The organism is Microcoleus sp. PH2017_05_CCC_O_A (assembly GCF_020738785.1).
Classification (GTDB): domain Bacteria; phylum Cyanobacteriota; class Cyanobacteriia; order Cyanobacteriales; family Microcoleaceae; genus Microcoleus.
On the sequence record NZ_JAEQCB010000004.1, the window covers coordinates 30,543 to 56,288 of the forward strand.

Genomic DNA, 25,746 nt, shown 5'->3' on the forward strand with positions numbered 1-25,746 from the left:
ACCTACCCACAAACTATGCAACCCATCCAAATCACCACATTCCAAGCTTTGCGGCGCAGCCTAAGCCTGATAATCAAAGCCGCACCGATCGAACTCCGCAATTTAATCATACTCAACATCATCCGCGGTGCAGCCCCATCTGGCGTGCTTGTTTTAGATAAACTAATCATTGATGAAGTATCTCGGTTGCTGTTGCGAAGCCAAACAGCACAGCCCTTAGCTTTGATGCTTTCCCATCCAATCTTGCTGTGGAGTATTGTCGGAGTCTTAACTCTCAAGTTAGTCAGCGATTCTATCGAAACCATGAGTTCTTTTGCAGCAACATCTTTGCGCGATCGCGTGCAAGGCGGAGTTGAAGGACAAGTCCTCGAAAAAGTCGCCAATTTCGACGATATCGCCCTGTTTGAAAACCCCGAACTATTAAACATATTAGAACTTGCCAAAACCGGAGTTAAACAAGTACAGCAACTAGCATTCACCATCAGCATGACAATCACGGGAATTTGTATCTTCATTCCCTCGATCGGCCTGGCTGCATCAATAGCTTGGTGGGTTCCTGTGGTGATGGTGGTGTCATCACTTCCCTCAATTCACATTGAAAGAAAATATCTCAAACTTATCTGGAGAGTTCAAAAAAAGCAAGCTAAAATCACTCGCGAGATGAACTTATCCGCTACGGTATTGACAGGGGAAGAATATGCTAAAGAATTGCGTTTGTTTGGCTTGCAGGAACTTTGGCTCAAACGTTGGAATGGTCAGTATTTGCAGTTTTTTAGCGAGATGCAGCAAGTGCGAAAAAAAGGAGCGATTGTTGTACTTTTGTGGTCGATATTTAGTAGAATAGGTGTAGCCTTGCCATTTGTTTATGTGGTGATGGGAGCTTTGGGAGGGCGCTATACTTTGGGGGATTTGGCGCTGTATTCTGGTTTGATTGTTCAAGTAGAAACCAGTTTGCAATTGCTGATTGGGAATTACACTAATTTGTACGATATTTCCCTCGGCGTCAGTCCGATTTTTCAACTTTTGGATCTCAAACCCGAGTTGCAGTCTCCGCTGGTGAATGTGGCATCTCGCTTGCCTAGTTTAGAAGATTACGGGCAAGATGCCCGTGCCACAAATCAAGTATCAGATCACGGGCAAGATGCCCGTGCCACAAAAGATAAAATTGGTATCGAGATTAAGGATTTATCTTTTTGCTATCCCGGTAGCACTAAAAGCACGATCGCAAATATCGACTTAACCATTAATCCGGGTGAAATGCTAGTGCTTGTCGGGGAAAATGGCGCGGGTAAGACGACTCTTGGCAAACTCCTCGGTCGCCTGTACGACCCGACAAGTGGTACGATCGCCTGGAATGGCAAAGATTTGCGATCGTACTCTCTAGCATACGTGCGATCGCGCATCGCCGTTGTCATGCAAGATTACGCCCGTTTCCCCTCCACAGTGCGCGAAAACGTCGGTTTTGGCGACTTGCTTTCACTGTCGGATGACACCGCAATTAACGAAGCTATTTCCGAAGCAGGAATTAGCGCAAAAGTCAATAGTCTTTCCGCAGGTTTAGAGACACCGTTGGGGAAACAATTAGAAGACGGCATAGACTTATCGGGGGGACAGTGGCAGAGAATTGCGATCGCCCGCGCCTTAATGCGGCTTGATACAGCCGAAGTCCTAATTTTTGACGAACCAACCGCCGCCCTCGACCCCAAGACAGAACACGAAATTTACAGCATCTTCCGCCAAATCGCCGCCGGGAAAACCACGATTGTCATCAGCCACAGGTTGGGATTGGCCAAAATTGCCGATCGCATCGCCGTGATGGAAAATGGTAAAATAGTCGAAATCGGAACTCACGACGAATTGATAGAATTGGGCGAAATATACCATTCAATGTTTACCCGTCAAGCTAGCAGCTATATTTAGATATTGGTTATTGGTTGCTTGTTATTAGTTATTGGTTATTTTGTATATCAAATCGGGTGACATCCGAATTATGTAGTGCTGTCCCCGCTCGCTATTGGGGTAGCGAGCGGGGACAGCACTGACTATTCCGATGCAACCAGAAACGATATTATTGTTATTTTTTGCCTGCTACGAATAACCAATAACCAATAACTAATCACCAACTGTCAACTGCCAACTGCCAACTGCCAACTGCCAACTGACTATCTCCCAGTCAGCGTATCCGCATAAGGATCGGGCAAAGCTTGCTGCACCTCCAACACCGACAAAGAATCTCCACTTACAGGTTGGCTAATTGACTTTTTTTTTAGCCCATCCCCCCGCATATCGCGCTCTTGCAACTTCACCAATTCCTCCTGATAAACAGCAACAATTCGCCCCAAACTGATCACCAAATCATCCCAATTCTCATCTCCCACCAACTTCTCAGAAATCCCCTCAAACAACTCTCCAGCCTGCCGTTTTTGCACGTAAGCCTTCAACAGCTTTCCCGACTTTTGCAAAACCGCCTGATAAATCTCTCCATCCGACCACCACAGCCCCTGTTGACTCAGCAGCCAAGTCAAAATATACTCCCGAGCGTGTTGCTCCTTCACCCAGGCTGCCAGATACTGCAAATCTTCCATAATTACAACAGTCTCCTAAATTTTCCTCAAAATGTCCGCTTATCTGTATCTATCGTTACTGCGATCGAATTAATATCCGTCTCATTATCCCTCACCGCTCTCTTTAATATCGCTAATATCGCTTAAATCTTAAAAAAACCCTAGTGATTCACCAAACATCAATTTTTTGAATATAAAAATACACTTAAACTGACATCTTGCATCATGCTCGCTTAACAGGCTTTCCGGCCTGTTCCACAAAGAGTAAATTCCCTCTCAGGTCTAAAGACTCTGAGTTTCCCACTTACCGAGTATTTTTATGGCAAAGCAAAATTTTGGTTTAATCGGTCTAGCAGTTATGGGCGAAAACCTAGCCCTCAACGTCGAAAGCAGAGGCTTCTCCGTAGCGGTATACAACCGCACAGCAGCCAAAACCGACGAATTCATGGCAAAACGGGCCCAGGGCAAAAACATTGTAGCCACCAAGACTCTGGCGGAATTCGTCGAAGCTCTAGAACGTCCTCGAAGAATCTTAGTCATGGTACAAGCTGGCAAAGCCGTAGATGCGGTAATTGACCAGCTCAAACCCATGCTAGACCCCAATGACATGATTATTGACGGCGGCAACTCCCTCTACGATGACACCGAACGTCGCACCAAAGATTTAGAAGCTGCCGGACTGGGATTTGTCGGCATGGGCATTAGCGGCGGCGAAGAAGGCGCACTGAATGGCGCTAGCATGATGCCCGGTGGCACGCTGGCAGCCTACAAGGAATTAGAGCCAATTCTCGTCAAAATAGCGGCTCAAGTAGATGACGGCCCCTGCGTCACATTCATCGGCCCTGGCGGTGCCGGTCACTATGTGAAAATGGTGCACAACGGTATTGAGTACGGGGATATGCAGCTCATTGCTGAAGCCTACGATTTGCTAAAAAACGTCGGTGGACTCAGCGGCCAGGAGTTGCAGGAAGTTTTTGCCGAATGGAATACAACTGACGAACTCAACTCGTTTTTGATTGAAATTACGGCTAATATTTTCAAATACATTGACCCGGAAACTAAGCAACCCTTAGTTGAGGTAATTATGGATGCTGCCGGTCAAAAAGGTACTGGTCGCTGGACTGTAATGAGTGCTTTGGAATTGGGCGTGAGCATTCCCACAATTATCGCTGCTGTGAATGCCAGAATCATGTCTTCTTACAAAGCAGAGCGCGTCAAAGCTTCGGAACAACTGACGGGGCCTACCACCAAGTACGAAGGCGATCCTAAAGAGTTTGTGAACAAAGTTCGGGATGCTCTTTACTGCTCGAAAATTTGCTCCTACGCCCAAGGTATGGCGCTGTTGAGCGCGGCCTCAAAGTCGTATAATTATGACTTGAGTTTGAGCGAAATTTCCCGCATTTGGAAGGGCGGCTGTATCATTCGGGCTGGATTTTTGGACAAGATTAAAAAAGCTTTCAAGGACGATCCCGCACTGCCGAATTTGCTGTTAGCGCCAGAGTTTAAACAGAGCATTCTCGATCGCCAATCAGCTTGGCGCGAAGTGTTATCTACGGCTAGCCTGCTGGGTATCGCTGTACCGGCCTTCAGCGCGTCCCTGGACTATTTCGACAGCTATCGGCGCGATCGACTCCCGCAAAACCTGACGCAAGCTCAGCGCGATTATTTCGGGGCTCACACCTACGAGCGCACCGACAAACCGCGCGGTGAATTCTTCCACTCAGAGTGGACTCAGGCTGCTAAAGAGTCGCTGCAAACTGGTACTGCTGATTAATTAGTTTTTGTAGGGTGCGTTTCGGCGCACCTTACTAATTAATCTGGGGTTGCAAATTGTTTTGACGTTTGTTTTTGAGATAGCTTTTAATATATTCGTCGTTAAAGAGCGATCGGGCGATCGTGAGTGCTTTTTGTCTTTCTGCGTCTGTCATGTAATCATCGCCTTTTAAACCTGATGGCGGGTGTCGGGGATCGCCGCCTGCATCCAGGAATCGCTGACGGACGTTAGCGAAGCCCTCGAAGAGGATCGCCATTAATTCTCCCAATCTCCGGTCTTGTTCTCGAATGATATCATGCGATTTCGTCATAGTCTTCAACCTCGTCTATACGAACAACTCGCCACTTTGTATTATAAACTATAGATATCTCTTTAAAGTAAGTGTAATTTTATGAAACCTTTTCTAGTAAGAGCCGCTGCCATTATCGGTGATATTGCAGCATTGGTATTTGATACAATTAAAGAAGAAGAATCAAAAAAACTTTTATCAGACAGCGGTATTCTCGAAGTGGATGCAATGACTGGCAAAGAGTTTGAAAAATTTCTAGCTGTCCATTTTAGAAACTGTGGTTATAGCGTCACTTTAACTCAAGACAGTCAAGATTATGGAGCAGATTTGATTTTGTACAAAGACGGATCGAAAACAGTAGTTCAAGCAAAAAGAAGCAAAAATCCAGTTGGGATTAAAGCAGTTCAAGAAGTAGCAGGAGCCGTCAGACATTACAACGGAAATAAAGGCAGAGTCATCACCAACAACAGATTTACAGAAAATGCTTGCAAACTTGCCAAATCTAACGACGTAGAGTTATGGGATAGAAAAAAACTCATCGAATTCATCCTGACAGCTAAGAATTATCAATAAATCATGATAGAAATTTCCAACACAGTATTTATTGCCGATCGCGAAATTGAGATTAGCGCCATTCGCTCCCAAGGCGCGGGCGGACAAAATGTAAATAAGGTGGCGAGTGCTATTCACCTGCGCTTTGATATCCCAGCTTCTTCATTACCCGATCGCTACAAAGAGCGTTTATTGCAACTCAACGATGGGCGAATCACCTCCGAAGGTGTGATTATCATCAAAGCACAGGAGCACCGCAGCCAGGAACAAAACCGCGAGGAGGCTTTGAGGCGGCTGCAAGAATTGATCAAAAGTGCGATCGTCATCCCGAAAAGGCGCAAACCCAGCAAAGCGACTCGTAGTTCCCAGCGCAAGCGTCTTGACAGCAAAACCAAGCGAGGGCAGATTAAGGCTCTGAGAGGGAAAATTACCGATTGAGGGATCAAAGGGCTCCCAGGTACGTAGTTGCGCTTCAGCGCTCTTTCCGATATCCCAAAAAGAGCGCTGAAGCGCAACTACGTACCTAAGAATTAACCCCTGCGCGTTATTTGTCCGATCGCCCTCGCGATCTACTGGATAAGTCATCGGGAATTTTAGTTACGTCTAATCCTAAAAGCTCAAACATAGTTTTTAGAGAAACTTGGTATAGGTTAGCCAGTGCAGCCACGTTTTCAACAGTTGGCATAGACTTTCCTGATTCCCAGTCAGCTTGCATCCGCTCAGAAACGCCGATATGTTGTTTGACTTGAGGGCGGGTTAGCCCAGCTTGTTCTCTGAGAAGCCTTAATGGAGACTTTTCCTTTTCTTGCGAATTTTCTTCCCTAATACATGAAGCTTGTTTCACTGATTCTGGCTTCTTGACCTCCGTCGAAAGATGAAGTACACTTAATGCTTGTAGGTCATCGGGAATTTTGGCTACGTCTAATCCCATACATCTAGCAAGTGTTTTTAGAGGTACGCCTAGCTCCCGCGCCAGAGCAATGACGCGATCGAAGCGAGGAATGGCTTCTCCTCGTTCCCAATCACCAATAATGCGAATTCCTACCCCCATTCGACGACTAAGTTCGGGTTGGGTCAAATTTGCACTTTCTCTCAGGTTTTTCAAGGTTATCGTTTCTCGGTCTTCAGCTTCCATTAACTATAGCAATTAATTGCTAGCAAAATAGTGCTTGACAAAGTTGGTATCTGGCACTAAACTGCTAGTAGATAGGCAAAACAAAGGCGGCCTGGCAAGCCTCCTTCGATCAAAATGCAGGTTTGAATAACCGCCTCACTTGTAGTGTCTATCAATTATGCACCTGCATAACCCTTAGTATTTTTGGGGCTTGAGTGCATACCTCAAGCTCCTTTCCCTGAACTCCGAGGAGGTGATGCGATGTCAATCGTCGATCGACCTACAACACAGCCCAACTCAAAATTGTACCAAAGATTCCGACCATGACTTCCCTGTGCTTGTTAGTTGTCCGATCGTGAGGGCGATTTTACCAAAGGGATATCGTCAGGAATGTTGGAGATATCGATGCGTAGCAATCTAGCGACGGTTTTGGGCGAAAGCTTTAACTCCCTGCATAGGGCGAAAAAATTATCCGCCCGTGGCATTTTCCGACAATTAACCCAGGAATTCACTGTATTTAGAGAAACTCCTAGGTTTCGGGCTAGTTGTTCCTGCGTAGCTTCAGCCAATTGGATAGCTTCTTGAATAGTTTCTGGTTTGAGATAGTCTATATCTTGATTCATTTAAACTAAAGTTATACAACTTTAGTTGACAAATTAGAATTGTCCAACTAAAGTTGTAAGTGACGGACATGGCAGAAGGTGGTCGGCGAGCCTTCAAGTTCAAAACGTGCAGGTTTTAATAACCGCCTTGCTTGTGCTGTCTATCAATTGTGCTGGCATACAAGAGCCTATTTTTGGGGTTTGAGTGCATACTTTAAGCCCCTTTCTCTGAACTCCGAGGAGGTGGTGCCATGTAAAAGGTCGATCGACCTTACAACACAGCCCAACTCAAAATTGTACCAAAAATCCCGACCAAAACTTCGCTCTGTTGGTTAGCTGTCCCTCGGCGGCACGTAATCATCAACAAGTCCTGACACATCTAGCCCGATCGAGTGACAGAACTGTTTCAAGCTAATATTTAGGGCTGTACAAATGGCTATTGCAGTATCAACTCTGGGTTTTTGTTTTCTTTTTTCTATGGAATACAAAGTATCTTCAGAAACTTTCCCCGTCAGTTGCAGGCTAAGCTCACGGCGACTAAAGCCCCTGTATTCTCTAATTTCCGCAAGGCTCATTTCGTATAAATCCCGTACTTCTTGATTCATTGTGCAGAAAATTTCGTAGTTTACCCTTGACAAAGACAGGAAGCCTGACTAAACTACGAATAAAGGCATAGCAAGCAGCCGGCAAGCCTGAAAGCACAACCGAACTCAAAATTGTATCTGTTGGTTTAATTTAATTGCTAATTCGGCCCAAAGCTCTCTGGAAGTTCATCTATTTTTTCTATTTTTAGTTCTCGGCAAATAGCTTTCAACTGAAAGAGAGAAAATTTTGGTTCTGTGGCTCCAGATATCCATCTATGATATGTGGCCCGCGGAATCCCGCATCTAAAAGCAAACTCATCTTGTGATAAGTCTGTTTTGTTGATTCTTAGGGCTTCCAATGGTGAATTGCCCTCCTGTCTTCGTTCTTTTCTTGATGACATTGTAACATAAAATCTCAAATTGAGATGTCATACTTGACAAAATTAAATCGACATCTCATAATGAGACAAAAGCGACATAACACAAGTCGGTCGGTCAGGCCGAACAGTCCAAACGTCCAAGTTTGAATAGCCGCCTTGAGGTGATGCGATGTAAAAGGTCGATCGACCTTACAACACAGCCCAACTCAAAATTGTACCAAAAATCCCGACCAAAAATTCCACTTTGCGATCGCCCAACTTCCGTGCTATCGTTCCCTTTCTCGACCCCTTCCCGATCATGACCACATCTACCGACAACTTCTACCTAGGCGATATCGCCTCCAACTTTCACTTCGCAGGCCCGCTGCTAGACTTTGAAGAAGAAATCCAGAATCAATCGCCCTTTCACGATTTAGAGTATCTGACAGGCGAAATAAAAAGAGGATTCCTCGACTACGTGCGACAAGGGATCATGCTGGACGCGATCCGAAAACTGCGCTTGTACAAAGACAAGTTCAAAACTTTCAAAATTTACTGCGAACAAGCCTTAGGCAGACAGTATTTTTATTGCACGCAAATTATCAAATCTGCGGCAATTTGCCTGCGCTTAATAAAAGCCGGATTTGAGATTTTGCCTAGCTGCGTCGCTCAAGTTGTCCCCTTGTTCAAACACGCAGTCACAGATCAATACGGCGACTGTGCTTTACAGGAAAAGTGGCAAGAAGTTGTGGATGTCATCCCCAAAGAAAGGATTACAGCAATAACGATAGCCGAAACAGTTGACAACAATCCCAACCTCAGGTTAAAACAAATTCGGATTAAAACCGACACCTACGCCCTGTTGACCAAAAAAGCAGCCGCTGCGGGAATGTCAATTTCGGAATTTTTGGGGCGGCTGGTTGACGAATACAACCCCAGAATTGTAGAGCAGCCGGCGGAACACACTCCCGAACAAGAGGAGATTTTAGACCAATTGGACGCGGAGTTTAAGAAGCCCGCAGCGGAACAGATTTCAAATTCTGCTCCAGCCAAAGTTAAATCTAAAGGTTTTGGAGTAAAAAATGAGCCAAAAGGTGGTAAAAGGGAGGTGAAGGCGAAAAGTTCGGAAGGTAAAGTAAAAGCGAAAAGCTCTCCAAGTGAAAATAAGCTGAAAAATAAGCAAACAGAAATTCCAGTCGAGAAACTATCCAATTTATTTCAGGAACAAAATAATGAAGTCATCTGCCCAAAACCCAATCATGCGTCAACTGAAGCTGATGGAGGCTCAATTGACCCAGATTCAGTGCCAACTGATTAAAGCCACTGTGTTGAATTGGTGGCAAATCGTTTTGCCTGACGGACAGAAGATTGCGATCGAGCACGCGGGCGGCGGACACTGGATTTTTCGGGCTAACGGCCTTGAAAAATCGCATCCTGAAGTGCGGCTAGCGGTGTTAAGGGCGATCGCCGAAGGCTGTCGCCGATAAGCTACGATTAAGGACACGGCGTTGTGTCGTGTCCCTACTGGGTGATGGGAGTTGTCATGATTTGGGGATGTTGGGGCGATACCTTCGGTCTCCTTCGCTTACGCGATTAGTATCGAGATTGGTTAAAAGTGCTATCCACCAATCACCGGACATAACAGGACAACCAGTACCTAAAGGTGAAGAGATAGCCAGCCTCAGTTACAACTACGTTTTGAGGGTGATGACACCTACAGGTACTTTCCAGCTTGCAGCTCTGTCGTCAATCGTTAAACATCTGTATTTGGTTAAAGAAGTGCGGTTGACTCAACAAGCCCTGAAAACATTGGCGAGGAAAACATTACCCGAGCAATCGGAGGACAATTATGTCTAATTTTGTCTTCGTTTTAGACACAAACAAACAACCGTTAGAGCCAGTAACTCCAGGTCTTGCCAGACGGATGTTAAATCAAGGTAAAGCAGCAGTTTACAAACGTTATCCGTTCACAATAATCCTCAACTATTCCTGTGACAAACCGCTTACCAAATCGCACGAAATTAAGATTGATCCAGGCTCGAAAACCACAGGATTAGCCGTACTGCAAGGTGACAAAATTATCTGGGCAGCCGAGTTAGTTCATCGGGGAAATCACATCACTTGTGACTTAGCCTCCCGCTCCGCAATCCGTCGCAACCGCAGGAATCGTAAGACTAGATACCGTCAACCTAGGTTTCTCAATCGTACTCGCACTCCCGGATGGTTGCCACCGAGTTTAGCTTCAAGAGTATCGAATATTGTGACTTGGGTGAATCGATTGCGACGGTATGTTCCTGTAACAGCTATATCTCAAGAATTAGTTAAATTCGACACCCAAGCAATGCAATTTCCTGAAATATCAGGAATTGAATACACTCAAGGCGAACTAGCAGGTTATGAAATCCGACAATATTTGTTAGAAAAATGGGGCAGGAAATGTGCTTACTGCGGCATCAAGAATACGCCTTTAGAAGTCGAACACATTCACGCCAAATCGAAAGGAGGAAGTTCGCGGGTGTCGAATCTGACTCTGGCCTGTAGAAACTGCAATCTGGCTAAAGGTAATAGAGACATCACAGATTTTCTCTCGGAAAAACCCGACATTTTATCAAGGGTTTTAAAATTTGCTTGCTTGCCATTGAAGGATGCAGCAGCCGTGAATTCTACTCGACGAGTGCTGTTTGAGAAACTCCAACAAACAGGCTTGCCAGTAACAACTGGTACGGGAGGGCAAACTCAGTACAATCGAACTCGAATGGGACTGCCTAAAAGTCACTGGCTGGATGCTGCCTGTGTAGGTAAAGTCAAACAACTGGTGATACTGACAAGGCAACCACTACTGATAACTGCCAAAGGATGGGGCAACCGTCAGATGTGTACGCCGAATAAATATGGGTTTCCCAGCAAACACAGAACCAGGTGCAAGACTTTTTTTGGGTTCCAGACTGGAGATATGGTGAAAGCAGTTTTGCCGATCGGGAAATTTGCAGGTACTCACGTTGGTAGGTTGGCAGTTAGAGAGAGTGGAGTCTTTGATTTGAGGACAGCTTGGGGAAAAATTAGCCCTGTGCGTCACAAATACTGCAAAACTGTTCACCGCAATGATGGTTATATGTATGGGTTTTCCACTCTTGTCCGCTAAATCGGCGATTAGAGGCGTACCGATCGGAATGTCCCAACTGTGGGGCGAAGTTTAAGATTCCCGCGTTGTGGGCGGATGGCTGGTGTCAAGGAGGTTTTGTGAGGTTTAAAAAGATGGCGGAGTATCAGAAATATTGCTGATTCCTTGAGACAATAAAGTTCTGTATGCTTGCTGAGGATGAGTTGGTTCATCAGGATATTTGAGTTCTAGTAATTTTTCTGACAACATTGGATTAATAAAATGAGTCCTAATTGTTTCAGAACTGCGATTCAATAGTTCAGCTAATCTTTTGACAGTTAAATATCTTTCCGAGCAAAGTTTCAGAATCGTGTTTCTCATCAACTCTGGACTTGCCCGTTGCTTTTCTCGAACCGGAGCAGCTATTTCTAGTAAAAAGAAATTTTCATCATTATGCACGGAGCTTGACTCATTATGCACGGAGCTTGAGTAATTATGCACGGAGCTTGACTCGTTATGCACGGAGCTTGGCTCATTATGCACGGAGCTTGGAATCAAGGAAAGTAAATCAGGTTGACTTTTATTTGGTAGAGCGTACTGAGTTCCGCGACCACGACCAGAGCGCTCTAACCAACCATTATTTACGAATTGCTTGAGACATTCCCCTATATCTCTGGGATGTTCTCGACTATAACACTGAATGTCAGCATTGCTAATTTCTCCTGATTGATGTGCCAGTATCAAAATAATCCGCTCTAATTCGGTCAATTCGCAATAGTCATCTCCCACAATTTCCCTTAACTCTGTTTCGACATTTTCGGGAATCATGCTCACCATTGGTAAAGCAACCAAAGTCATCTCTAACTCTAATTTCTCTGATACCAAAGGAAACCATTGCTGCTCTATCCATGCGCGGATCATCTTTCTAAAGCCCGATCCTGCTTTTTCTCCTAAGCCAAGCATTTGAAACATTTTTTGCAAATTAGGATTGCGAGGATCGCTAACGCCGCCTTCGTAAAGCTGCTGAATAGAAATTCTCAGACGACCCGGATTGGAAAACGAAAAACCATTTTTATACTTGGTAATTTTTAAAGGGCGAGTAGATTGATAATCGGCATGAATAAGAGTATTGACCAAAGCCTCTCGCAATGCTTCATGGACATGAGTTTCGCCACGACGTATGGCATCTTTGTCGAGTTGGAAAGGAACTTCTAAATCATTAACTACACGAGTATAAACACGATAGTAAAAATTAAACAAGTTAGGTTCCCACTTGCCGTCAAGTGTTAGTCTGTAAGTCCATCGTGTTTCTGGATCGTCAGAAAGTTGCTCCTGATAATCAAGTTGGTAGTGAGACAGTGCATCTAAAATACTACGTTCGCGACCAAACATGAGCAAACCAGCAATAGTTAACCCTTCTTGACCCGTGCTGCGATCGCGACTCCATCCCCCTAACTGACGCAACAAATCCGAATCATGTAATGCCAGCCAAGGATGATCTGGTTCTCTAGAGCTAAACCGTTGACGAAAGGATTTTAATGTTTCTGTATCGATATCACTAAGGTCGAAACCTTCTAAAATTTGGATATCTTGAGGTGCATCACTGGCATCGCGCAACATTTGACGGATTTCAGCATCAGTGCAACGATAATCCCCTTCATAATTGCGTTTATATGTGCCTGTTAAGGGATTATTGTTAATATAAACTGGTCGCTGTGTCCGAGTCGCTCTTGGCACTTTAATAATGACTAACTTATTAGTTTCAATCTCTAGTTGTTCTAGATCGGAGTTAAAACAGATAGGAGTGCTGAGTTTTTGCAGATTGTTATGATTGTTCCAAAATTCTTTTAATAGTACACTGGGGTTACGGACACCTGAAATCTCGAACCCATTTCGATTTTCCGTGACACCTAGAACAATATAACCACCATCTGTATTGGCAAATGCTGATACTGTTTCCCAACTACTTTTGGGAAAACCACCGTCAGCAGACTTAAATTCAATGTCTTGGTCTTCTCCAAGGTTTATGCGATCGAGTAATGTTTCTAAATCCATTTCCTTATCTCTGAAGCAGGGTGAGTAAACTCCAGTTCTTTCTCATAAAGGCGTTTGAGCGCTGCCAGTATTTCAAAGCTCAAACCCACAGACCAACAAGAGTCGATCGCTGCCAGCGCGATTAAGTATGTTATCAGTGATAAATATTTTGTTACTATACATTAAGTCAGAGTCCTAAATGTCGTAGCCATAAGGCTTAAAAAACTATGGACACAACTGGACTCGAACCAGTGACCCCTACGATGTCAACGTAGTGCTCTAACCAACTGAGCTATGCGTCCTCACGAATTACCAATGTAGCAGAACATTAGATGAATTGTCAAGCATAAATATAAAATTTTTCAAGCCACCCACAGCCACCGCCCTAATTCCCAACCCGCCAAATCTTCACAGTTCGATCGCCCGAACCGCTAGCCAAACACCCCGCATCAGCACTAAAGGCCACCGACAAAACCTCCCCCCCGTGTCCCGTCAGAAGTTCCAGCAAACCCCCCGTAGCCGTATCCCACAAATAAATCGAACCATCCCGACTCCCCGTCGCCAAAAACCCACCATCCCGGCTTAACGCCACACACAAAACATCCCCAGAATTGTCCCTCATACTCCGCAGCAGCGTACCTCGCCCCTGTGCGTCCACCCGCCACAGCTTCGCTGTACCATCCCGACTCCCACTAACCAAAATCGATCCTTCTCCTACTCCCCCCCTTGTAGGGGCGGTGCCCCCGTGCCCGCCCTGGCTGGGGAAGTTCGCAGCAAAGGCGATCGCCCGCACCCAATCCCCGTGCTCTGCTAAAGTACAAATCGATCGACCATTGCGCCAATCCCACAACTGCAAACTCTTATCCCGACTCCCCGTCGCCAAAAACTCCCCACCAGGACTAAAAGCCACCGCCTCCACCCCACCGACGTGACCATTCAAAGCCGACATCGGCCTACCCTTATTCAAATTCCACAACTGCACAGTCTTGTCCCGACTCCCCGTCGCCAAAACCTGACCGTCGGGACTAAACGCCACAGCATAAACCCGATCCTCATGACCGCGCAAAGCATACCACCACTTACCCTTATTCAAATCCCAAATTTGAATAGTTTTATCCCGGCCACCGCTAGCCAAAGTCGCCCCATCAGGACTAAAAGCCACAGAAGTCACCCAGTCAGAATGACCCGTGAGAGTATACCACCGCTTACCCCCGTGCAAATTCCACATCTCGATCGTTTTATCCTCACTCCCGCTAGCTAAAGTCGCGCCATCAGGACTGAAAGCTACTGACGTAACAGCATGGGAATGACCTACCAAAGTATGAACGCACCTCCAAGTAGGCGCGCGCGCTGGCACAACCCGCTGCATCGGTGGCACAGGTATAATAGTGCCTGCAACCGTTGGTGGCACGGCATTCTGCACCGCAGGCATCCTCTGTGGCACGGGAATTGCAGGCGCTGGTAGGGGCGGTGGATGGTGCGTGCCCGCCCCCGACTGCTGCGGCTGCAAATCTTGGAGAACTTCAGCTACAGATTTGTAGCGGCGACTGAGACTCGGTTCGATCATTCTGTCGATGATGCGGCTTAATTTCGGATCGATTTGAACCTTCAAAAAATCTCGCCAAACCCAAACATCTTGATTGATATCGAACAAATCAAACGGAGATATTTGAGTCAGTAAATAAATGCAAGTTACGCCCAAACTATACAAATCGCTAGCATAAACCGCTTGACCTCGAATTTGTTCCGGCGCCACGAATTCAGGCGAACCAATCACTGTACCTGTTTCTCTCAAACCCTCCACAAGTTTTGCAGCACCAAAGTCAACTAAAACTAATTCCCCGGTTAGTGTTGGGTAAGTATAAATAATCGGAGTTTGAGAAACGCGGCGGCGGATAATGTTAGGTGGTTTAATGTCTCGGTGAATTACATTGCGATCGTGCACGAACTGCAATACTGGCAATAAATCATTCAGCATACCGAGAATCTGATTTTCGCTAAAAGCCCCAGCCCCCGCCAATTCTTGCTGTAAATTTTGACCTTCTATAAATTCCTGCACTAAATACTGATATCGTTCCTGCTGAAAGTGCGCCAGCAATTCGGGAATTTGCGGGTGTTTTCCCAATTCGTCCAGCCGCACCGCTTCTCGGTTGAATAATTCTGCTGCTTTTTCGGCGCTGCTGGTTCCTTGGGATAGCGGGAAAAACTGTTTGATTGCACAGCGCGGTTTTGAGGGTTTGTCTTCGTCAACGGCTAAAAAAGTACGGCCAAAACCGCCGCGCCCGAGGGGTTTGATGGCGCGGTAACGCTCTCTCAGCAACAGTTTTGTGCCACAATTCAGGCAGAATTGAGTTCGATCGGCATTTTGGGGGGTTTGACAGGCGGGGTTTAGGCAATAACTCATAACTGAACCGGGAAGCAATCAGCAGCATATTTCTATGATACTGAGCCAAAAGGGCGATCGACCTTCGCGTTACAATTTAAAATTAAAGGACTGAAGTCCGAACGATCAAACCAGTTTGTAGTGAGGACTTCAGTCCGCAGCATTTAAGCTCTAGCTTTAACATTCAGAGCATACTCTTTAAACCTTTCCAAGTCAGCCTGAATAGTCGATTCAACAACTCGCCCTACAAATGAATTGTCCATCAATGTTGCCAGCCAGCCGGGAACTCCATAAGCCACGGTTAGTTTGACAATGCTGCTGTTTTTGCGATCGTAAAACCGCACCGCACCCCGATTGGGCAAACCATCTACCGATTCCCACTGAATTATCTGATTCGGCACTAATTTGAGAATCCGAGAAAGCCAGCTAAATTCTAACCCCCCGGTTGCAAGTTTCCAGCGCGATAATTCTGGATCTTCTTCGAGAACTCGAACTGATTCTATCCACTTCATCCAGCGCGGCATTTGCTCTAAGTCAGACCAAAGTTCCCACGCTAATTCGATAGGAATTGCCACTTCTACTTGTACACTATGCTCTAACCAATCAGTCATTCGATTTTAGATTTTAGATTTTAGATTTTAGATTGAAGAATTGTTTCTTCTCGTTTCCAGGCTCGGCCTGGTAACGCATATCCAGAGGCTCCGCCTCGGTTTTCAAAAGCGAATATCAGAGGCAGAGCCTCCTCCAAGGCATTCCCAGCCAGAGCCTGGAAACGAGAGAAAATCATTAGCTTTTAGCTTTTAGCATTTTTCACTGGAGCGACTAATGCCAACTGCCAACTGCCAACTATCAACTGCCAACTAACTGTAAGTTTCCAGAATAGCCTTAGCCGCTTGATGACCGGAAAGAGTCGCACCTTCCATGCTATCAATGTAGTCTTGCTGAGTGTAACTTCCAGCTAAAAAGAAATTAGCAACAGGAGTTTTTTGAGCAGGGCGGAAAAGATCCATTCCCGGCGCTTCCCGATACAGAGATTGAGCGAGCTTAACCACACTGTACCAAGTCATATTTAATTCCCGTGCTGAGGGGAATAAATCCTGAACTTGCTTGAGTACGTGTTGGGCGATCGCCTCATTGCTTTGTTTGATAAACGGATCGCCCGGTGTCAGCACCAACTGCAACAGAGAACCTTGTCCTTCTTTATAATAATCCTTAGGACTTGTCAGCGCCAAATCGGCAAAACAAGAAAAATCTGCATCTGCTGAATATAGCAAATTATCGATGCCTACAGCGTGGCTCAACTGTTTGCGCTTGGCTTCATCTTCCAGTTCCGTTACCCAACCGTCGAACCGCAATTGTACTGTCGCAACAGGTACCGCATCTAACTTATAAATGTTGTCAAATTCCGACCATTTGCGCCAAGCTGGAGGCAATATTTTCTGAATTCCAGGCACGTCGCAGGCGAAAACGTAGGCATCTGCGGTAATATGTTCTTCAGTTTCGCCGTTAGCTACTAGCAAACCTGTTACGCGCGTTTCTGTGCCTTCTTCAAACTGAATTTCTCGGACTCGGCGCCGCGTGTAAATTTTGGTTCCTTTACTTTCCAAATATTCGACAATTGGTTTGTGCAAATATTCGTTGGGAGAACCGGACAGCATCCGCATGACAGAGGCTTCGGTTTTTGATGCAAAGAATTGGAATATTGTCAACATACACCGGGCTGAAATATTTTCAGTGTCGATAAAACCTAGTGCGTAGGCGATCGGGTTCCACATTCTTTTGAGGGAGTTTTGGTTGCCGCCTTGACTGCGAAACCAGTCAGCAAAGCTAATTTTATCCAAATTGCGGATAGTTTTCATTGCTCCCTCAAAGTCGATCAAACCACGGACGATGGGGCTAGTTCCCAGGGCGATCGCATTTTGAATTTTGTCTTGTACCGTTAGCTGGGATGTAGTGAAAAATGCCTTCAAACCGTGCAAAGGAGCACCCACGGGAAAGCGAAAATCCAAAGAACCAGTTTCGCCGCCTCGATTGATAAAAGTGTGGACGTGATCTTTGAGGAGCAAATCGTCAAAAGCTCCCACCTTTTTCATTAGGGCAAATAAGTTATAATAGCAGCCGAAGAATACGTGCAAACCCATTTCAACGTGATTCCCGTCGGGATCTACCCAACTGCTGACTTTGCCGCCGACAAAAGGGCGGGACTCAAAAATTTCTACTTCGTGGCCGGCATCCACTAAATCGACTGCTGTGGTCATTCCAGCCAGTCCCGCACCTGCGATCGCAACCCGCATTTTACCTATCCTTATCCAGTATTTTTACAAATTGTAACAAGTTTTAGAGTTTCCGAAACATTCTAAAGTGCGTAAATGCCGATCGGCACTTGCACCCCTCTCTGAATTCTTGCCAAAAAATCCGCACTAATTGCACCGTAAGGGCTTTGTTCCAGATAAGTCTGGCGCAAAGCAGACACATTTTCGCAGACAGCTAAAGAATCAGCTTGTAATCCTCCCTCACCAGCCGGAATTAAGATGCGATTAGGATTATCTACGCCTGTAAGGTTACTTGTGAAAGGAACAACAATCACAGAATCGCTAAACTCGTTGCGGATGTCAGGAGAAACCACAACTACAGGTCTTTTTTTTTGTATCTCCTAACTGACGCAAAGCCCTTGAAAGATAAATCTCCCCTTGTCTGGGATAAGTTGTAGTTATTGAATTAGAGTCCATCGGCGTTCCATGCTTCCTCTATCTGTTCTTCTACAAAATCAAACCACTCTTTTTCATCCTGAATATCTTCTTGACTGCGGTTGAGATAAAATTTCCGCAATTTATCTTCTATTTGCTTGGCGTACCAGAGACGGAGAGCTTGTTCGATCGCCTCCGTCCAATTATCGGTAAGCTGGTCTATTTTATCAGCAAACTCGGCATCAAGGGCGACCAACACTTCTCGCTTTTGAGTAGAATTTGACACGTTCGTTCTCCTTGCCAATTCAAATAAAAAAAATGACTGCTAACTGTTGACTGGCGACTAATATCATTGGTTGTTAGTTATTGGTTATTAGCAGCATCACACGAGTAACAAATAACAAATAACAAATAACAAATAACTAACAACTAACAACTGACTTTAAAACATCGGCATCAACTGAAGTGGCCCAATTCCTAAGTCTTTAGGAGAAACCCAGCGCACCTCAAACAAAGCGACCATATCCTTAAACTGAGGCTGACCGCGAGAAGCACCCATCAACCCTTTAGCAATCACCAAACCGCACCAACCGTTAGTTGATTTACAGCGGCGCTCCCACTTTTTGCGAGCTTCCTGATGCACCGGGTCGTTTTCATTAAACTCGCCAAACAAATACAATTCCCCATTTTTTGTTTGCAAAATACCCAAGTCGTATTGCTCGTCTTGAAAAGGATCTTCGCCCGGATTAAAACAAATTGCCTTCACCCCTCCAGCTTCTTTCAAATCTTGAATCATAGTTTTAGCCTTGGGATTGGAAGTTTGAATCATCACTACAGGCAAACCATCCCCGGCGGTATTAATATCGACTTCTGCACCTTCGTGAAACTGGACACTTCCGCGTAGAAAATCTACCGTTTCCCAAGGTACGACACCCAGACTCAAGAATGAATTTTGCGGCACCAAATCGTCCCGCAGCCGTGGCATTTCAAATTCATCATCCTCATCGTCATCGTCATCGCCCAGCATCTGTAATAATTCGTCTGACACCTCAGGCATCGTCGAAACTTTAACCGATACCTGTTGAATTTCTCCATCAGACTGCGGAACAGGGATGCGGTAGCGACTGTTGAGAGCGGGAAATGTGTCTGCTGCCAATTTCCGGCGGCCGTTGTGGAAAAAGCGGTGGAATGCTTCGAGAGCAACTAACATCGTCAGGGCTTCTTCTTCGTAAAGAATCGATCGCAATCCTTCTAAAGGATGCAGGTTGCCAAAATTCGGTTCAATTTCCGATGGAGGCAAATCGGCTAAATCAATTTCGTCATCGTCATCCTCATCAAGCTCGCCGGCGCTTTCAAAGGTGAGAAACAAACAGTCTTGCCCTAAAAAAGCCTGTTCTAAATCTTCAAAAGAGTCATCGTTGACAACTCGCTCTCGAAACCGCTTCAAGGATTCTAGAGATCGGTACAGCAAAACTCCGTAATCCATTCTCCCTTGGCCCAATACGGATACGTAGAGGCTGGCGACATCCCACTGATTGATTTCAATAGATATAATTTGATGTTCGCTCAAAGTCCGCCACGGAGCATCGTGCCAAATTTGAGCGGCTTTTTCCATTAGCACTTCGGCGTACTCAGGCGGTAATTCGGGAGGCCGATTCACAGCGACCTCTTCCATGCCCCGAAAGATTTCATCAATTAAGGGCAATTCCGGTACGTAGTCAATGGAAATACCTAAATCTTGAAGTATTCCCCGCAGGTAAAATTGAATTTCTCGATTTTTGACTACGATTTTTTGGGGGCGGACTGCGGGGGCCGGACTTTGGGGATGTTCCATTGCCCGCAGGAGAGCGCGGACGATCGCCTCTGGGCCCGCATCTGGGCCTACCATGTCCATTGCTCTGACGATGCCTTCAGAGCCGTCCACCCAGAGAATACACTCGCCACCAGCTTCTGGATCGTCGTCGTCCTCTAGCATCATGTGCGAGTCAGCATTTGATAACGGTCGGCGGTCGCCCTCCCACACGCTGGGAATTTGAGGTAAGTTTTGTAGCCGACGAAGAGTAGAGCGATTCAGCGCTGCCATAGAGTAAGCCCGTTGGGTGAAGCATTGTTGCGGTGCCACAAAGGGTCAACCGCTGCTTCTCAATCATAAACCCTATAGGGGGAGAGGACATCAAGCTTGGAAATGAGGTCTCACCGTAATTAAAAATTTCCGGCTAAAAATTCTGCCTTCAACGTTCAGTTGACAGTTGACAGTTGACAGTTGACAGTTGACTCCGAAAGCAGTTGGCAGTTGGCAGTTGGCAGTTGGCAGTTGGCAGTTGGCAGTTGGCAGTTGGCAGTTGGCAGTTGGCAGGAAAGTAGGTGACTGACTGATGACTGATACTGATAACGTTCGCTCTTCGGGGACGCTCGCACTAATTAATGACTGATGACTAATGACTTCTTCCCTCTTCCTTCTTCCCTCTTCCTTCTTCCTTCTTCCTTCCCTGTACAATGGAGGTATAAGATTAAACTCTTAACATTCGACAGTCTCAGGAGTTCGACAGATTATGACTCAAGCGATTTCCCAACAGCGGGGCATTCAAATGACGGACTCTGCTGTTCGTCAAGTTTTAGCTCTTCGAGAAAAACAAGGTAAAGACCTCTGCTTGCGCGTAGGGGTGCGGCAGGGCGGCTGTTCTGGTATGTCTTACGTGATGGATTTCGCAGACCCCAGCACTGTGAAATCTGACGATGAAGTGTTCGACTACGAGGGTTTTCAGGTAGTGTGCGATCGCAAGAGCATTCTTTATCTCTACGGTTTGGTGCTCGACTTCAGCGATTCGATGATCGGCGGTGGCTTTAAGTTCACCAACCCCAACGCTACTCAAACTTGTGGCTGCGGCAGTTCTTTTTCTGCTTAAATGGGAAAATTGCTTGGGGCATGGGTATGGGCATTGGTAATTGGTCTCCAGCTAATTGCTGACAATCGCGATCGACAATTAGCCTCGGATGCGCTTCCTTTGTCCCGCACCCCATGCTTTCGAGCAATCTAAAATCTAAAATCCAAAATCCAAAATCGAATGACCCCTGAAGAAATGTTTAAAGACGGTTTCGATCGCTACCAAGCTGGCGAAGCCCCTGCTAATCTGATCCCCGTGTTCAAAGAATTGTGCGAGAAATCTCCCAAAAATGGCAATGCCTGGGCTAGCCTCGCGTGGCTCTACCTTTTGGAAAATAAACCCGGATCGGCTCAAAAAGCAGCGAAAACAGCGGTTAAATTGAACCCTCACGACGCCCAAGCTCGCATCAACCTAGCAGTCGCGATTCTGGATCTCAAAGAAAAAGGGGTGCGCCCCCACGTAGAAGTTGCTCAGCAACTCCTGATGGCTTCCGAAGAGTTGTTAGAGGAAGTTACAAAAAATTTTGAAGAAGGATTAAGCCGCAAACCGGACTGGAAGAGTCTCGCCCGCGTGAAACAGTGGCTTCTGGAAGCGTAAGCCCGCAAACAATGTCGATTTGGGGGCGGGGATCAAGGAAATCGGGTTTGTGGTTTATTACGATCTCGTAATAAATCAATAAATAACTTTATGGAAAACTCAGGAAGTCAGTGCTAGTATTTGAAAACTTAGACGATCGACAAACCGGCACAGCGGTTTTCAGACTTGACTACCATAAATACTAGGAGTTGTAAGAACATGAGCACTGACAGCCACGTTAACATCAAACCAGCAACCCGCAACCACAAAGGTTTCTTTATTCAGCCTGCTTCTTACAAATTGATGAGCATCGATAAATCCGGCTGGGCCTTGATTTGCATGGACAAAGCAGTTTGTCATTATGTAGATCCTGATGACTTGCAATTGCCGAATAAGTCGGGAATGTCTGAAGGTTAATCCAGAAGTTTTGAGAGACATTAAAATGCTTTATTTGAGTAGCTGCCCTCCCTGGAGAGGCAGCAACTTTTTTTTGTCAGTTGTCAGTTGTCAGTTGTCAGTTGTCAGTTGTCATTAGTCCTGCCGTCGGGCAGTCATCAGTCATCAGTCAGAAGTGTACTAGATCTAACCCAATACAGTTCACTTAAGACAGTACACCAGGAAAAACGATTTGACAAACAGACCCTGCGATTGCTTCGCGAAGACGCTCGCAATGACAAAAAACGTTAAGTAAACCGTATTGAGATCTAACCAATGTAAGGAAGTTCGGCAACGGGTTGTGTAGCGGATGTAACGGATAGAATTCCCAATAACCGATTACCGATTACCGATTACCGATTACCAATTACCAATTACCAATTACCAATTACCAATTACCAATTACCAATTACCAATTCCCAATTCCCGATTACCAATTACCAATTCCCAATTCCCCATCGCCTAATTGCTAGATTTGATAGAAAAATTACAAATTACCGATTACCAAGAATAATGGGTTTAAAGCCTCCTCGTTCGAGGAGGAAATAAAACAAAATTATTCACTGTTTCAATCCTGTTCCTTCTAGGTAGAGGTCGATCTCAAACTGTCAACTGTCAACTGTCAACTGTCAACTGTTGACCAATTCCCGATCGCCTAATTGCTAGATTTGAAGGCAAAAAGCAGATCGAGCTGAGCAGTTGTCGGTTCTGTCGAAGTTGTGGCTACGCTGACTCCTCGGAGAGAATTGAGCACTTCAGCAACGGGCGGCGAAACTAAATTGGGCTGTACAGCGAGCAAATAACGGTTCGCCCATGACATGGTTTTTTCCATATCTATATAAAAGTAACCTTGGTTCGCCTGCGGTACAGCAGTGGCGATCGCCTGAAAACTCGGACTGCTGCTTAATGGTTGCGGTGGCGCTGTGGTGATGACATCAACTAAAGGGCCGCCGAAGGCGACAAATACAGAATTTTCATTCAGCCAACCGTGCCCGAATAAAGTGCCTTGCTGCGGTATTTGCCACTCTGTAACCTCTTTTCCCTGGACTTGTCTGGGGGCGACGCTGACTGTAGGATTGCTTTTGGCGATCGCATCGAGTTTTTTGAGGGTGGCTTCCGCTGCGGGGCGATCGCTCGTTTCAAAAATCATCGCCGCCCCCATCCCCAACTGAGACAAAATACCTTGCTCCGAACCGATCGCCCCGATCGCAAATTCCCCATTCATCCAGCCAAAAACATCACGATCGGCATCCAAATCCAAGCGTTTAAAACTACTTCTCACCTGCTGAATGCCCCTGTCAACTTCCGGGCTATCTTTTGCCTCTGCCGTCGCCTGCAACCAAATGCGATCGAGTCCCTTACCCCCTACTAAAGCAATGGTTTCGCCGGGAAATTTGGGCAACAATTTCGATCCGACTGGCGGCTTTTGCTGTCCGAATTTAGGATCTAACCGAGCGATAGTTTTCACCCTCAATCCCGAACTGTCGGCCCCTATTCCCGCTACCAAAGACTTGACTTGTTTAAACTGTGAAAGCACTGTCGAAGGCAATTGAAAATCATCGGGCAAATTAGTTTTTAATTGCTCGATTGCAGCAGGATAATCAGCAATGTAAATAGTTGCGATCGGATTCGGTACGCCAGCACTCTCTGCAAAAAACTTAGTTGTACTCTTCTGGGTAGCGAGGGAGGGCTGTCCTTTAAAAGTATCGATCGCCATTTCCACAGGCTTTCTCAAAGGAGCCATCACTAATTGATCGTCCAACAAAGCCACACTGTAGCGCTTGCCCGTTGGCTCTGCAATCTCAGAAATTTTAACTCCTTTATACTCAGTTTCTTGAGTTGTGGCACCTTCCTGAGATTTTAATTTATTAGCAAAATTCCAAGCACTAATTTTATTTTTGACACTGACTACAACGAGCAGTTTAGGAGGCTCTGTTTTAGCGGTAGCATCTGGGGGTAACAAAGCCACCATCACGCCCCCCAGCCAGGGCTTTAAGTCTCTCTCAAAGTCGATTTGAGTGCCTGCCAAGCTTTGTTCTTGAAAGGCCTTCAAACCCGCACCGACCAACTTTTGAGCGCCCGGGGTGCCGAATTGCTGCAACTGTGACAGTGCTTGGGGATTGGGGGAGATGAAGGCGGCCATCATTGCTTCGTCGGGTACAACTTTGGCGCTGTCTTGGGGGTTGGAGACTTGTTGGCTCAAACCGTGGAAGTAAAGGTACACCGCGGCGCTACCTGCTGCAATGATGGCGGCAGCAATTAGAAGCTTTGGTTTTTTTGCAGGCATTGTTTTCGATCCTAGCGTCCTTTATCAGTTTAATGAAAATCCACTGGGCTTGTGGGGAGCCGATCGAGCTTGCTATTTATTTTTATACAATTTAAAACGGGTTTGGGCGATCGTGTAAACTGCTGTTGAGATGAAGTGCGGGAAGAAATATGAAAGTAGCGATCGCGGGAGCAACGGGATTTGTAGGTAGCCGGCTGGTGGAGAAGCTGCAAGCAGCCGGACATCAAGTGGTGGTTTTGAGTAGAGATGCGGCGAAAGCTGGGCGAGTTTTCCCAGCTTCGGCTTATCCGAATTTGGAAGTTGTCGCCTACACTCCGGCGGAGTCTGGTGATTGGCAAAATTCGATCGCGGGCTGCGACGCTGTGGTTAATTTAGCTGGGGTGCCGATTGCGGAGGAAAGGTGGACGGAGGCGCGCCAGCAAGCGATTCTCGACAGTCGCAGATTGACGACGGCAAAATTGGTAGAGGCGATCGTCAATGCTAATCCTAAACCATCGGTGTTTGTGAGCGCATCGGCGATCGGCTATTACGGAACCAGCGAAACCGCTGAGTTTGACGAAAGCAGCCCTGCGGGAAACGATTTTTTAGCAGCAGTTTGCAAAGACTGGGAAGCTGCGGCCCAACCTGCCAAAAATGCAGGCACAAGGCTAGCAATTTTGCGCTTGGGAATAGTTTTGGGAATGGGAGGCGCGCTAGCAAAAATGCTGCCACCTTTTAAACTATTTGCAGGCGGCCCAATTGGCACAGGAAAACAGTGGTTTTCTTGGATTCACCGCGAGGATGTGGTTGATTTAATTTTGTATTCTTTGCAAAATTCGCAAGTTCAAGGCGTTTTGAATGCGACAGCACCGAATCCAGTGCGGATGAATGAATTGTGCCAAACTTTAGGGGAAGTTTTAAGTCGGCCTTCTTGGTTGCCGGTGCCAGGTTTTGCTTTAGAAATGCTGTTGGGAGACGGCGCTAAAGTTGTTTTGGAAGGGCAGAAAGTTTTGCCGAAACAAACTTTGGCTAGCGGTTTTCAATATCAGTATCCGATGCTGAAGTTAGCTCTGGAAGAAATTTTGGCTGGTAATTAAATCCTGCATTTTTAGATATCCCTCGTTCCCCGGCTCTTCTGCCTGGGAACGCATATCCAAAGGCTCTGCCTCGTTCCTTCAAATAAATCATCCCACTCAACAATCAATCACATCAACTACCAACAATCCATCTCGATGCCTCGGGTGCGATCGCATTTGCCAACAACTCCAAGCCGTAGAATTAGATAATTGGCAAGAATACACGCTCTTAGAAATCGATAACGCCGATGTCGAGCCGATTCATTTGTTAAAAATGACCTGTCCGAGCACCGGACACATTCATTCGTTGCGAGTGCCGCCAAATGTAGTATCAGCAAAAGAGGCAATTCGCTGGGTAAACTGGGACATTGACTCAGAAGATTTTTCCGTGCAAACTTGAATGCAAGCAGCAGAAATACAAGAACCTTAGATTATTTGTTCGTTAAGATGATTTCAGGAGATACGA

Annotated in this window: 26 protein-coding genes, 1 tRNA gene and 1 pseudogene; 12 read left to right on the forward strand and 16 right to left on the reverse strand. The window is 46.0% G+C overall.

Annotated elements, in window-relative coordinates:
* Window positions 1-15: 15 nt before the first annotated feature.
* Window positions 16-1,920, forward strand: a complete 1,905-nt coding sequence (locus JGK20_RS01175) for an ABC transporter ATP-binding protein (protein ID WP_293228971.1) — start codon at window positions 16-18, stop codon at window positions 1,918-1,920.
* A 242-nt stretch (window positions 1,921-2,162) separates the two neighbouring features.
* On the opposite strand, the gene JGK20_RS01180 is transcribed toward JGK20_RS01175, so the two are convergent.
* Window positions 2,163-2,585 (reverse strand): hypothetical protein, encoded by a 423-nt coding sequence (locus JGK20_RS01180; RefSeq protein WP_293176884.1) that lies wholly within the window; start codon window positions 2,583-2,585, stop codon window positions 2,163-2,165.
* A gap of 298 nt (window positions 2,586-2,883) precedes the next feature.
* Here JGK20_RS01180 and gnd point away from each other — a divergent pair, with 298 nt between their 5' ends.
* The gene (gnd, locus tag JGK20_RS01185; RefSeq protein WP_293176882.1) at window positions 2,884-4,338 is read left to right on the forward strand and encodes a decarboxylating NADP(+)-dependent phosphogluconate dehydrogenase; all 1,455 of its coding nucleotides are present in this window, start codon (window positions 2,884-2,886) and stop codon (window positions 4,336-4,338) included.
* 34 nt (window positions 4,339-4,372) lie between these two features.
* Here the strand turns inward: gnd and JGK20_RS01190 are convergent, their stop codons facing one another.
* Window positions 4,373-4,648 carry a hypothetical protein gene (locus JGK20_RS01190; protein ID WP_293210957.1) on the reverse strand — a complete coding sequence of 92 codons (276 nt, stop codon included), beginning with the start codon at window positions 4,646-4,648 and terminating at the stop codon, window positions 4,373-4,375.
* 81 nt (window positions 4,649-4,729) lie between these two features.
* Here JGK20_RS01190 and JGK20_RS01195 point away from each other — a divergent pair, with 81 nt between their 5' ends.
* Both JGK20_RS01195 and arfB read left to right on the forward strand, forming a co-directional pair.
* Window positions 4,730-5,200 carry a restriction endonuclease gene (locus JGK20_RS01195; RefSeq protein ID WP_293176878.1) on the forward strand — a complete coding sequence of 157 codons (471 nt, stop codon included), beginning with the start codon at window positions 4,730-4,732 and terminating at the stop codon, window positions 5,198-5,200.
* A 3-nt stretch (window positions 5,201-5,203) separates the two neighbouring features.
* Complete coding sequence (arfB, locus tag JGK20_RS01200) at window positions 5,204-5,617, forward strand: alternative ribosome rescue aminoacyl-tRNA hydrolase ArfB (RefSeq protein ID WP_293176876.1); 414 nt, start codon at window positions 5,204-5,206, stop codon at window positions 5,615-5,617.
* A gap of 106 nt (window positions 5,618-5,723) precedes the next feature.
* Here the strand turns inward: arfB and JGK20_RS01205 are convergent, their stop codons facing one another.
* The 4 genes from JGK20_RS01205 to JGK20_RS01220 all read right to left on the reverse strand — a co-directional run bounded on the left by JGK20_RS01205 (window position 5,724) and on the right by JGK20_RS01220 (window position 7,880).
* On the reverse strand, window positions 5,724-6,314 hold the full coding sequence (locus JGK20_RS01205) for a helix-turn-helix transcriptional regulator (protein ID WP_293176874.1): 591 nt from the start codon (window positions 6,312-6,314) through the stop codon (window positions 5,724-5,726).
* Between the two features lie 320 nt (window positions 6,315-6,634).
* On the reverse strand, window positions 6,635-6,916 hold the full coding sequence (locus JGK20_RS01210) for a helix-turn-helix transcriptional regulator (RefSeq protein ID WP_293176872.1): 282 nt from the start codon (window positions 6,914-6,916) through the stop codon (window positions 6,635-6,637).
* Window positions 6,917-7,227: 311 nt separating this feature from the next.
* The gene (locus JGK20_RS01215; protein ID WP_293176870.1) at window positions 7,228-7,500 is read right to left on the reverse strand and encodes a helix-turn-helix transcriptional regulator; all 273 of its coding nucleotides are present in this window, start codon (window positions 7,498-7,500) and stop codon (window positions 7,228-7,230) included.
* A gap of 137 nt (window positions 7,501-7,637) precedes the next feature.
* Entirely contained in the window at window positions 7,638-7,880 is a 243-nt protein-coding gene (locus JGK20_RS01220; protein WP_293176868.1) for a helix-turn-helix transcriptional regulator, read from the reverse strand.
* 277 nt (window positions 7,881-8,157) lie between these two features.
* Here JGK20_RS01220 and JGK20_RS01225 point away from each other — a divergent pair, with 277 nt between their 5' ends.
* The 3 genes from JGK20_RS01225 (at window position 8,158) to iscB (ending at window position 10,980) form a co-directional block, all read left to right on the forward strand.
* Window positions 8,158-9,156 carry a hypothetical protein gene (locus tag JGK20_RS01225; RefSeq protein WP_293176864.1) on the forward strand — a complete coding sequence of 333 codons (999 nt, stop codon included), beginning with the start codon at window positions 8,158-8,160 and terminating at the stop codon, window positions 9,154-9,156.
* Window positions 9,128-9,325 carry a hypothetical protein gene (locus tag JGK20_RS01230; protein ID WP_293176862.1) on the forward strand — a complete coding sequence of 66 codons (198 nt, stop codon included), beginning with the start codon at window positions 9,128-9,130 and terminating at the stop codon, window positions 9,323-9,325. Before JGK20_RS01225 ends, JGK20_RS01230 begins: the two co-directional genes overlap by 29 nt.
* Before the next feature lie 362 nt (window positions 9,326-9,687).
* Window positions 9,688-10,980, forward strand: coding sequence for an RNA-guided endonuclease IscB (iscB, locus tag JGK20_RS01235; RefSeq protein WP_293228974.1), 1,293 nt, complete (start codon window positions 9,688-9,690; stop codon window positions 10,978-10,980).
* Between the two features lie 105 nt (window positions 10,981-11,085).
* Here iscB and JGK20_RS01240 read toward each other — a convergent pair whose 3' ends face one another.
* From JGK20_RS01240 to JGK20_RS01280, 9 genes are all read right to left on the reverse strand, one after another.
* The gene (locus JGK20_RS01240; protein ID WP_293186817.1) at window positions 11,086-12,993 is read right to left on the reverse strand and encodes an RNA-binding domain-containing protein; all 1,908 of its coding nucleotides are present in this window, start codon (window positions 12,991-12,993) and stop codon (window positions 11,086-11,088) included.
* Between the two features lie 207 nt (window positions 12,994-13,200).
* Window positions 13,201-13,274 (reverse strand) — tRNA-Val (locus JGK20_RS01245).
* Between the two features lie 83 nt (window positions 13,275-13,357).
* Window positions 13,358-15,376, reverse strand: coding sequence for a serine/threonine-protein kinase (locus JGK20_RS01250; RefSeq protein WP_293210963.1), 2,019 nt, complete (start codon window positions 15,374-15,376; stop codon window positions 13,358-13,360).
* Between the two features lie 143 nt (window positions 15,377-15,519).
* A complete protein-coding gene (locus JGK20_RS01255) occupies window positions 15,520-15,966 on the reverse strand; it encodes an SRPBCC family protein (protein WP_293210965.1) in 447 nt (148 codons plus the stop codon).
* Window positions 15,967-16,215: 249 nt separating this feature from the next.
* A complete protein-coding gene (gene zds, locus JGK20_RS01260) occupies window positions 16,216-17,649 on the reverse strand; it encodes a 9,9'-di-cis-zeta-carotene desaturase (RefSeq protein WP_293192316.1) in 1,434 nt (477 codons plus the stop codon).
* A 62-nt stretch (window positions 17,650-17,711) separates the two neighbouring features.
* Window positions 17,712-17,981, reverse strand: coding sequence for a type II toxin-antitoxin system PemK/MazF family toxin (locus JGK20_RS01265; RefSeq protein WP_293192319.1), 270 nt, complete (start codon window positions 17,979-17,981; stop codon window positions 17,712-17,714).
* A gap of 92 nt (window positions 17,982-18,073) precedes the next feature.
* A complete protein-coding gene (locus tag JGK20_RS01270) occupies window positions 18,074-18,328 on the reverse strand; it encodes a hypothetical protein (RefSeq protein WP_293192321.1) in 255 nt (84 codons plus the stop codon).
* A 156-nt stretch (window positions 18,329-18,484) separates the two neighbouring features.
* Window positions 18,485-20,125, reverse strand: a complete 1,641-nt coding sequence (locus tag JGK20_RS01275) for a hypothetical protein (RefSeq protein ID WP_293186823.1) — start codon at window positions 20,123-20,125, stop codon at window positions 18,485-18,487.
* Between the two features lie 90 nt (window positions 20,126-20,215).
* The gene (locus JGK20_RS01280; RefSeq protein ID WP_293186824.1) at window positions 20,216-20,539 is read right to left on the reverse strand and encodes a hypothetical protein; all 324 of its coding nucleotides are present in this window, start codon (window positions 20,537-20,539) and stop codon (window positions 20,216-20,218) included.
* 55 nt (window positions 20,540-20,594) lie between these two features.
* On the opposite strand from JGK20_RS01280, the gene JGK20_RS01285 reads away from it, so the two are divergent.
* The 3 genes from JGK20_RS01285 to JGK20_RS01295 all read left to right on the forward strand — a co-directional run bounded on the left by JGK20_RS01285 (window position 20,595) and on the right by JGK20_RS01295 (window position 21,920).
* Window positions 20,595-20,948 carry an iron-sulfur cluster assembly accessory protein gene (locus JGK20_RS01285; RefSeq protein WP_265238087.1) on the forward strand — a complete coding sequence of 118 codons (354 nt, stop codon included), beginning with the start codon at window positions 20,595-20,597 and terminating at the stop codon, window positions 20,946-20,948.
* Window positions 20,949-21,107: 159 nt separating this feature from the next.
* On the forward strand, window positions 21,108-21,524 hold the full coding sequence (locus tag JGK20_RS01290) for a tetratricopeptide repeat protein (RefSeq protein WP_293186825.1): 417 nt from the start codon (window positions 21,108-21,110) through the stop codon (window positions 21,522-21,524).
* A 198-nt stretch (window positions 21,525-21,722) separates the two neighbouring features.
* Window positions 21,723-21,920 carry a hypothetical protein gene (locus tag JGK20_RS01295; RefSeq protein ID WP_006632682.1) on the forward strand — a complete coding sequence of 66 codons (198 nt, stop codon included), beginning with the start codon at window positions 21,723-21,725 and terminating at the stop codon, window positions 21,918-21,920.
* A 673-nt stretch (window positions 21,921-22,593) separates the two neighbouring features.
* Here JGK20_RS01295 and JGK20_RS01300 read toward each other — a convergent pair.
* Window positions 22,594-24,225 (reverse strand): DUF3352 domain-containing protein, encoded by a 1,632-nt coding sequence (locus tag JGK20_RS01300; RefSeq protein ID WP_293197202.1) that lies wholly within the window; start codon window positions 24,223-24,225, stop codon window positions 22,594-22,596.
* Between the two features lie 149 nt (window positions 24,226-24,374).
* Here JGK20_RS01300 and JGK20_RS01305 point away from each other — a divergent pair, with 149 nt between their 5' ends.
* Together JGK20_RS01305 and JGK20_RS01310 are read left to right on the forward strand one after the other, a co-directional pair.
* Window positions 24,375-25,301: a TIGR01777 family oxidoreductase gene (locus JGK20_RS01305; protein ID WP_293176945.1), complete on the forward strand. Its 927-nt coding sequence runs from the start codon at window positions 24,375-24,377 to the stop codon at window positions 25,299-25,301.
* Window positions 25,302-25,443: 142 nt separating this feature from the next.
* Window positions 25,444-25,680: pseudogene (locus JGK20_RS01310) on the forward strand (leucine-rich repeat domain-containing protein); the annotation flags it as partial.
* Window positions 25,681-25,746 lie beyond the last annotated feature (66 nt).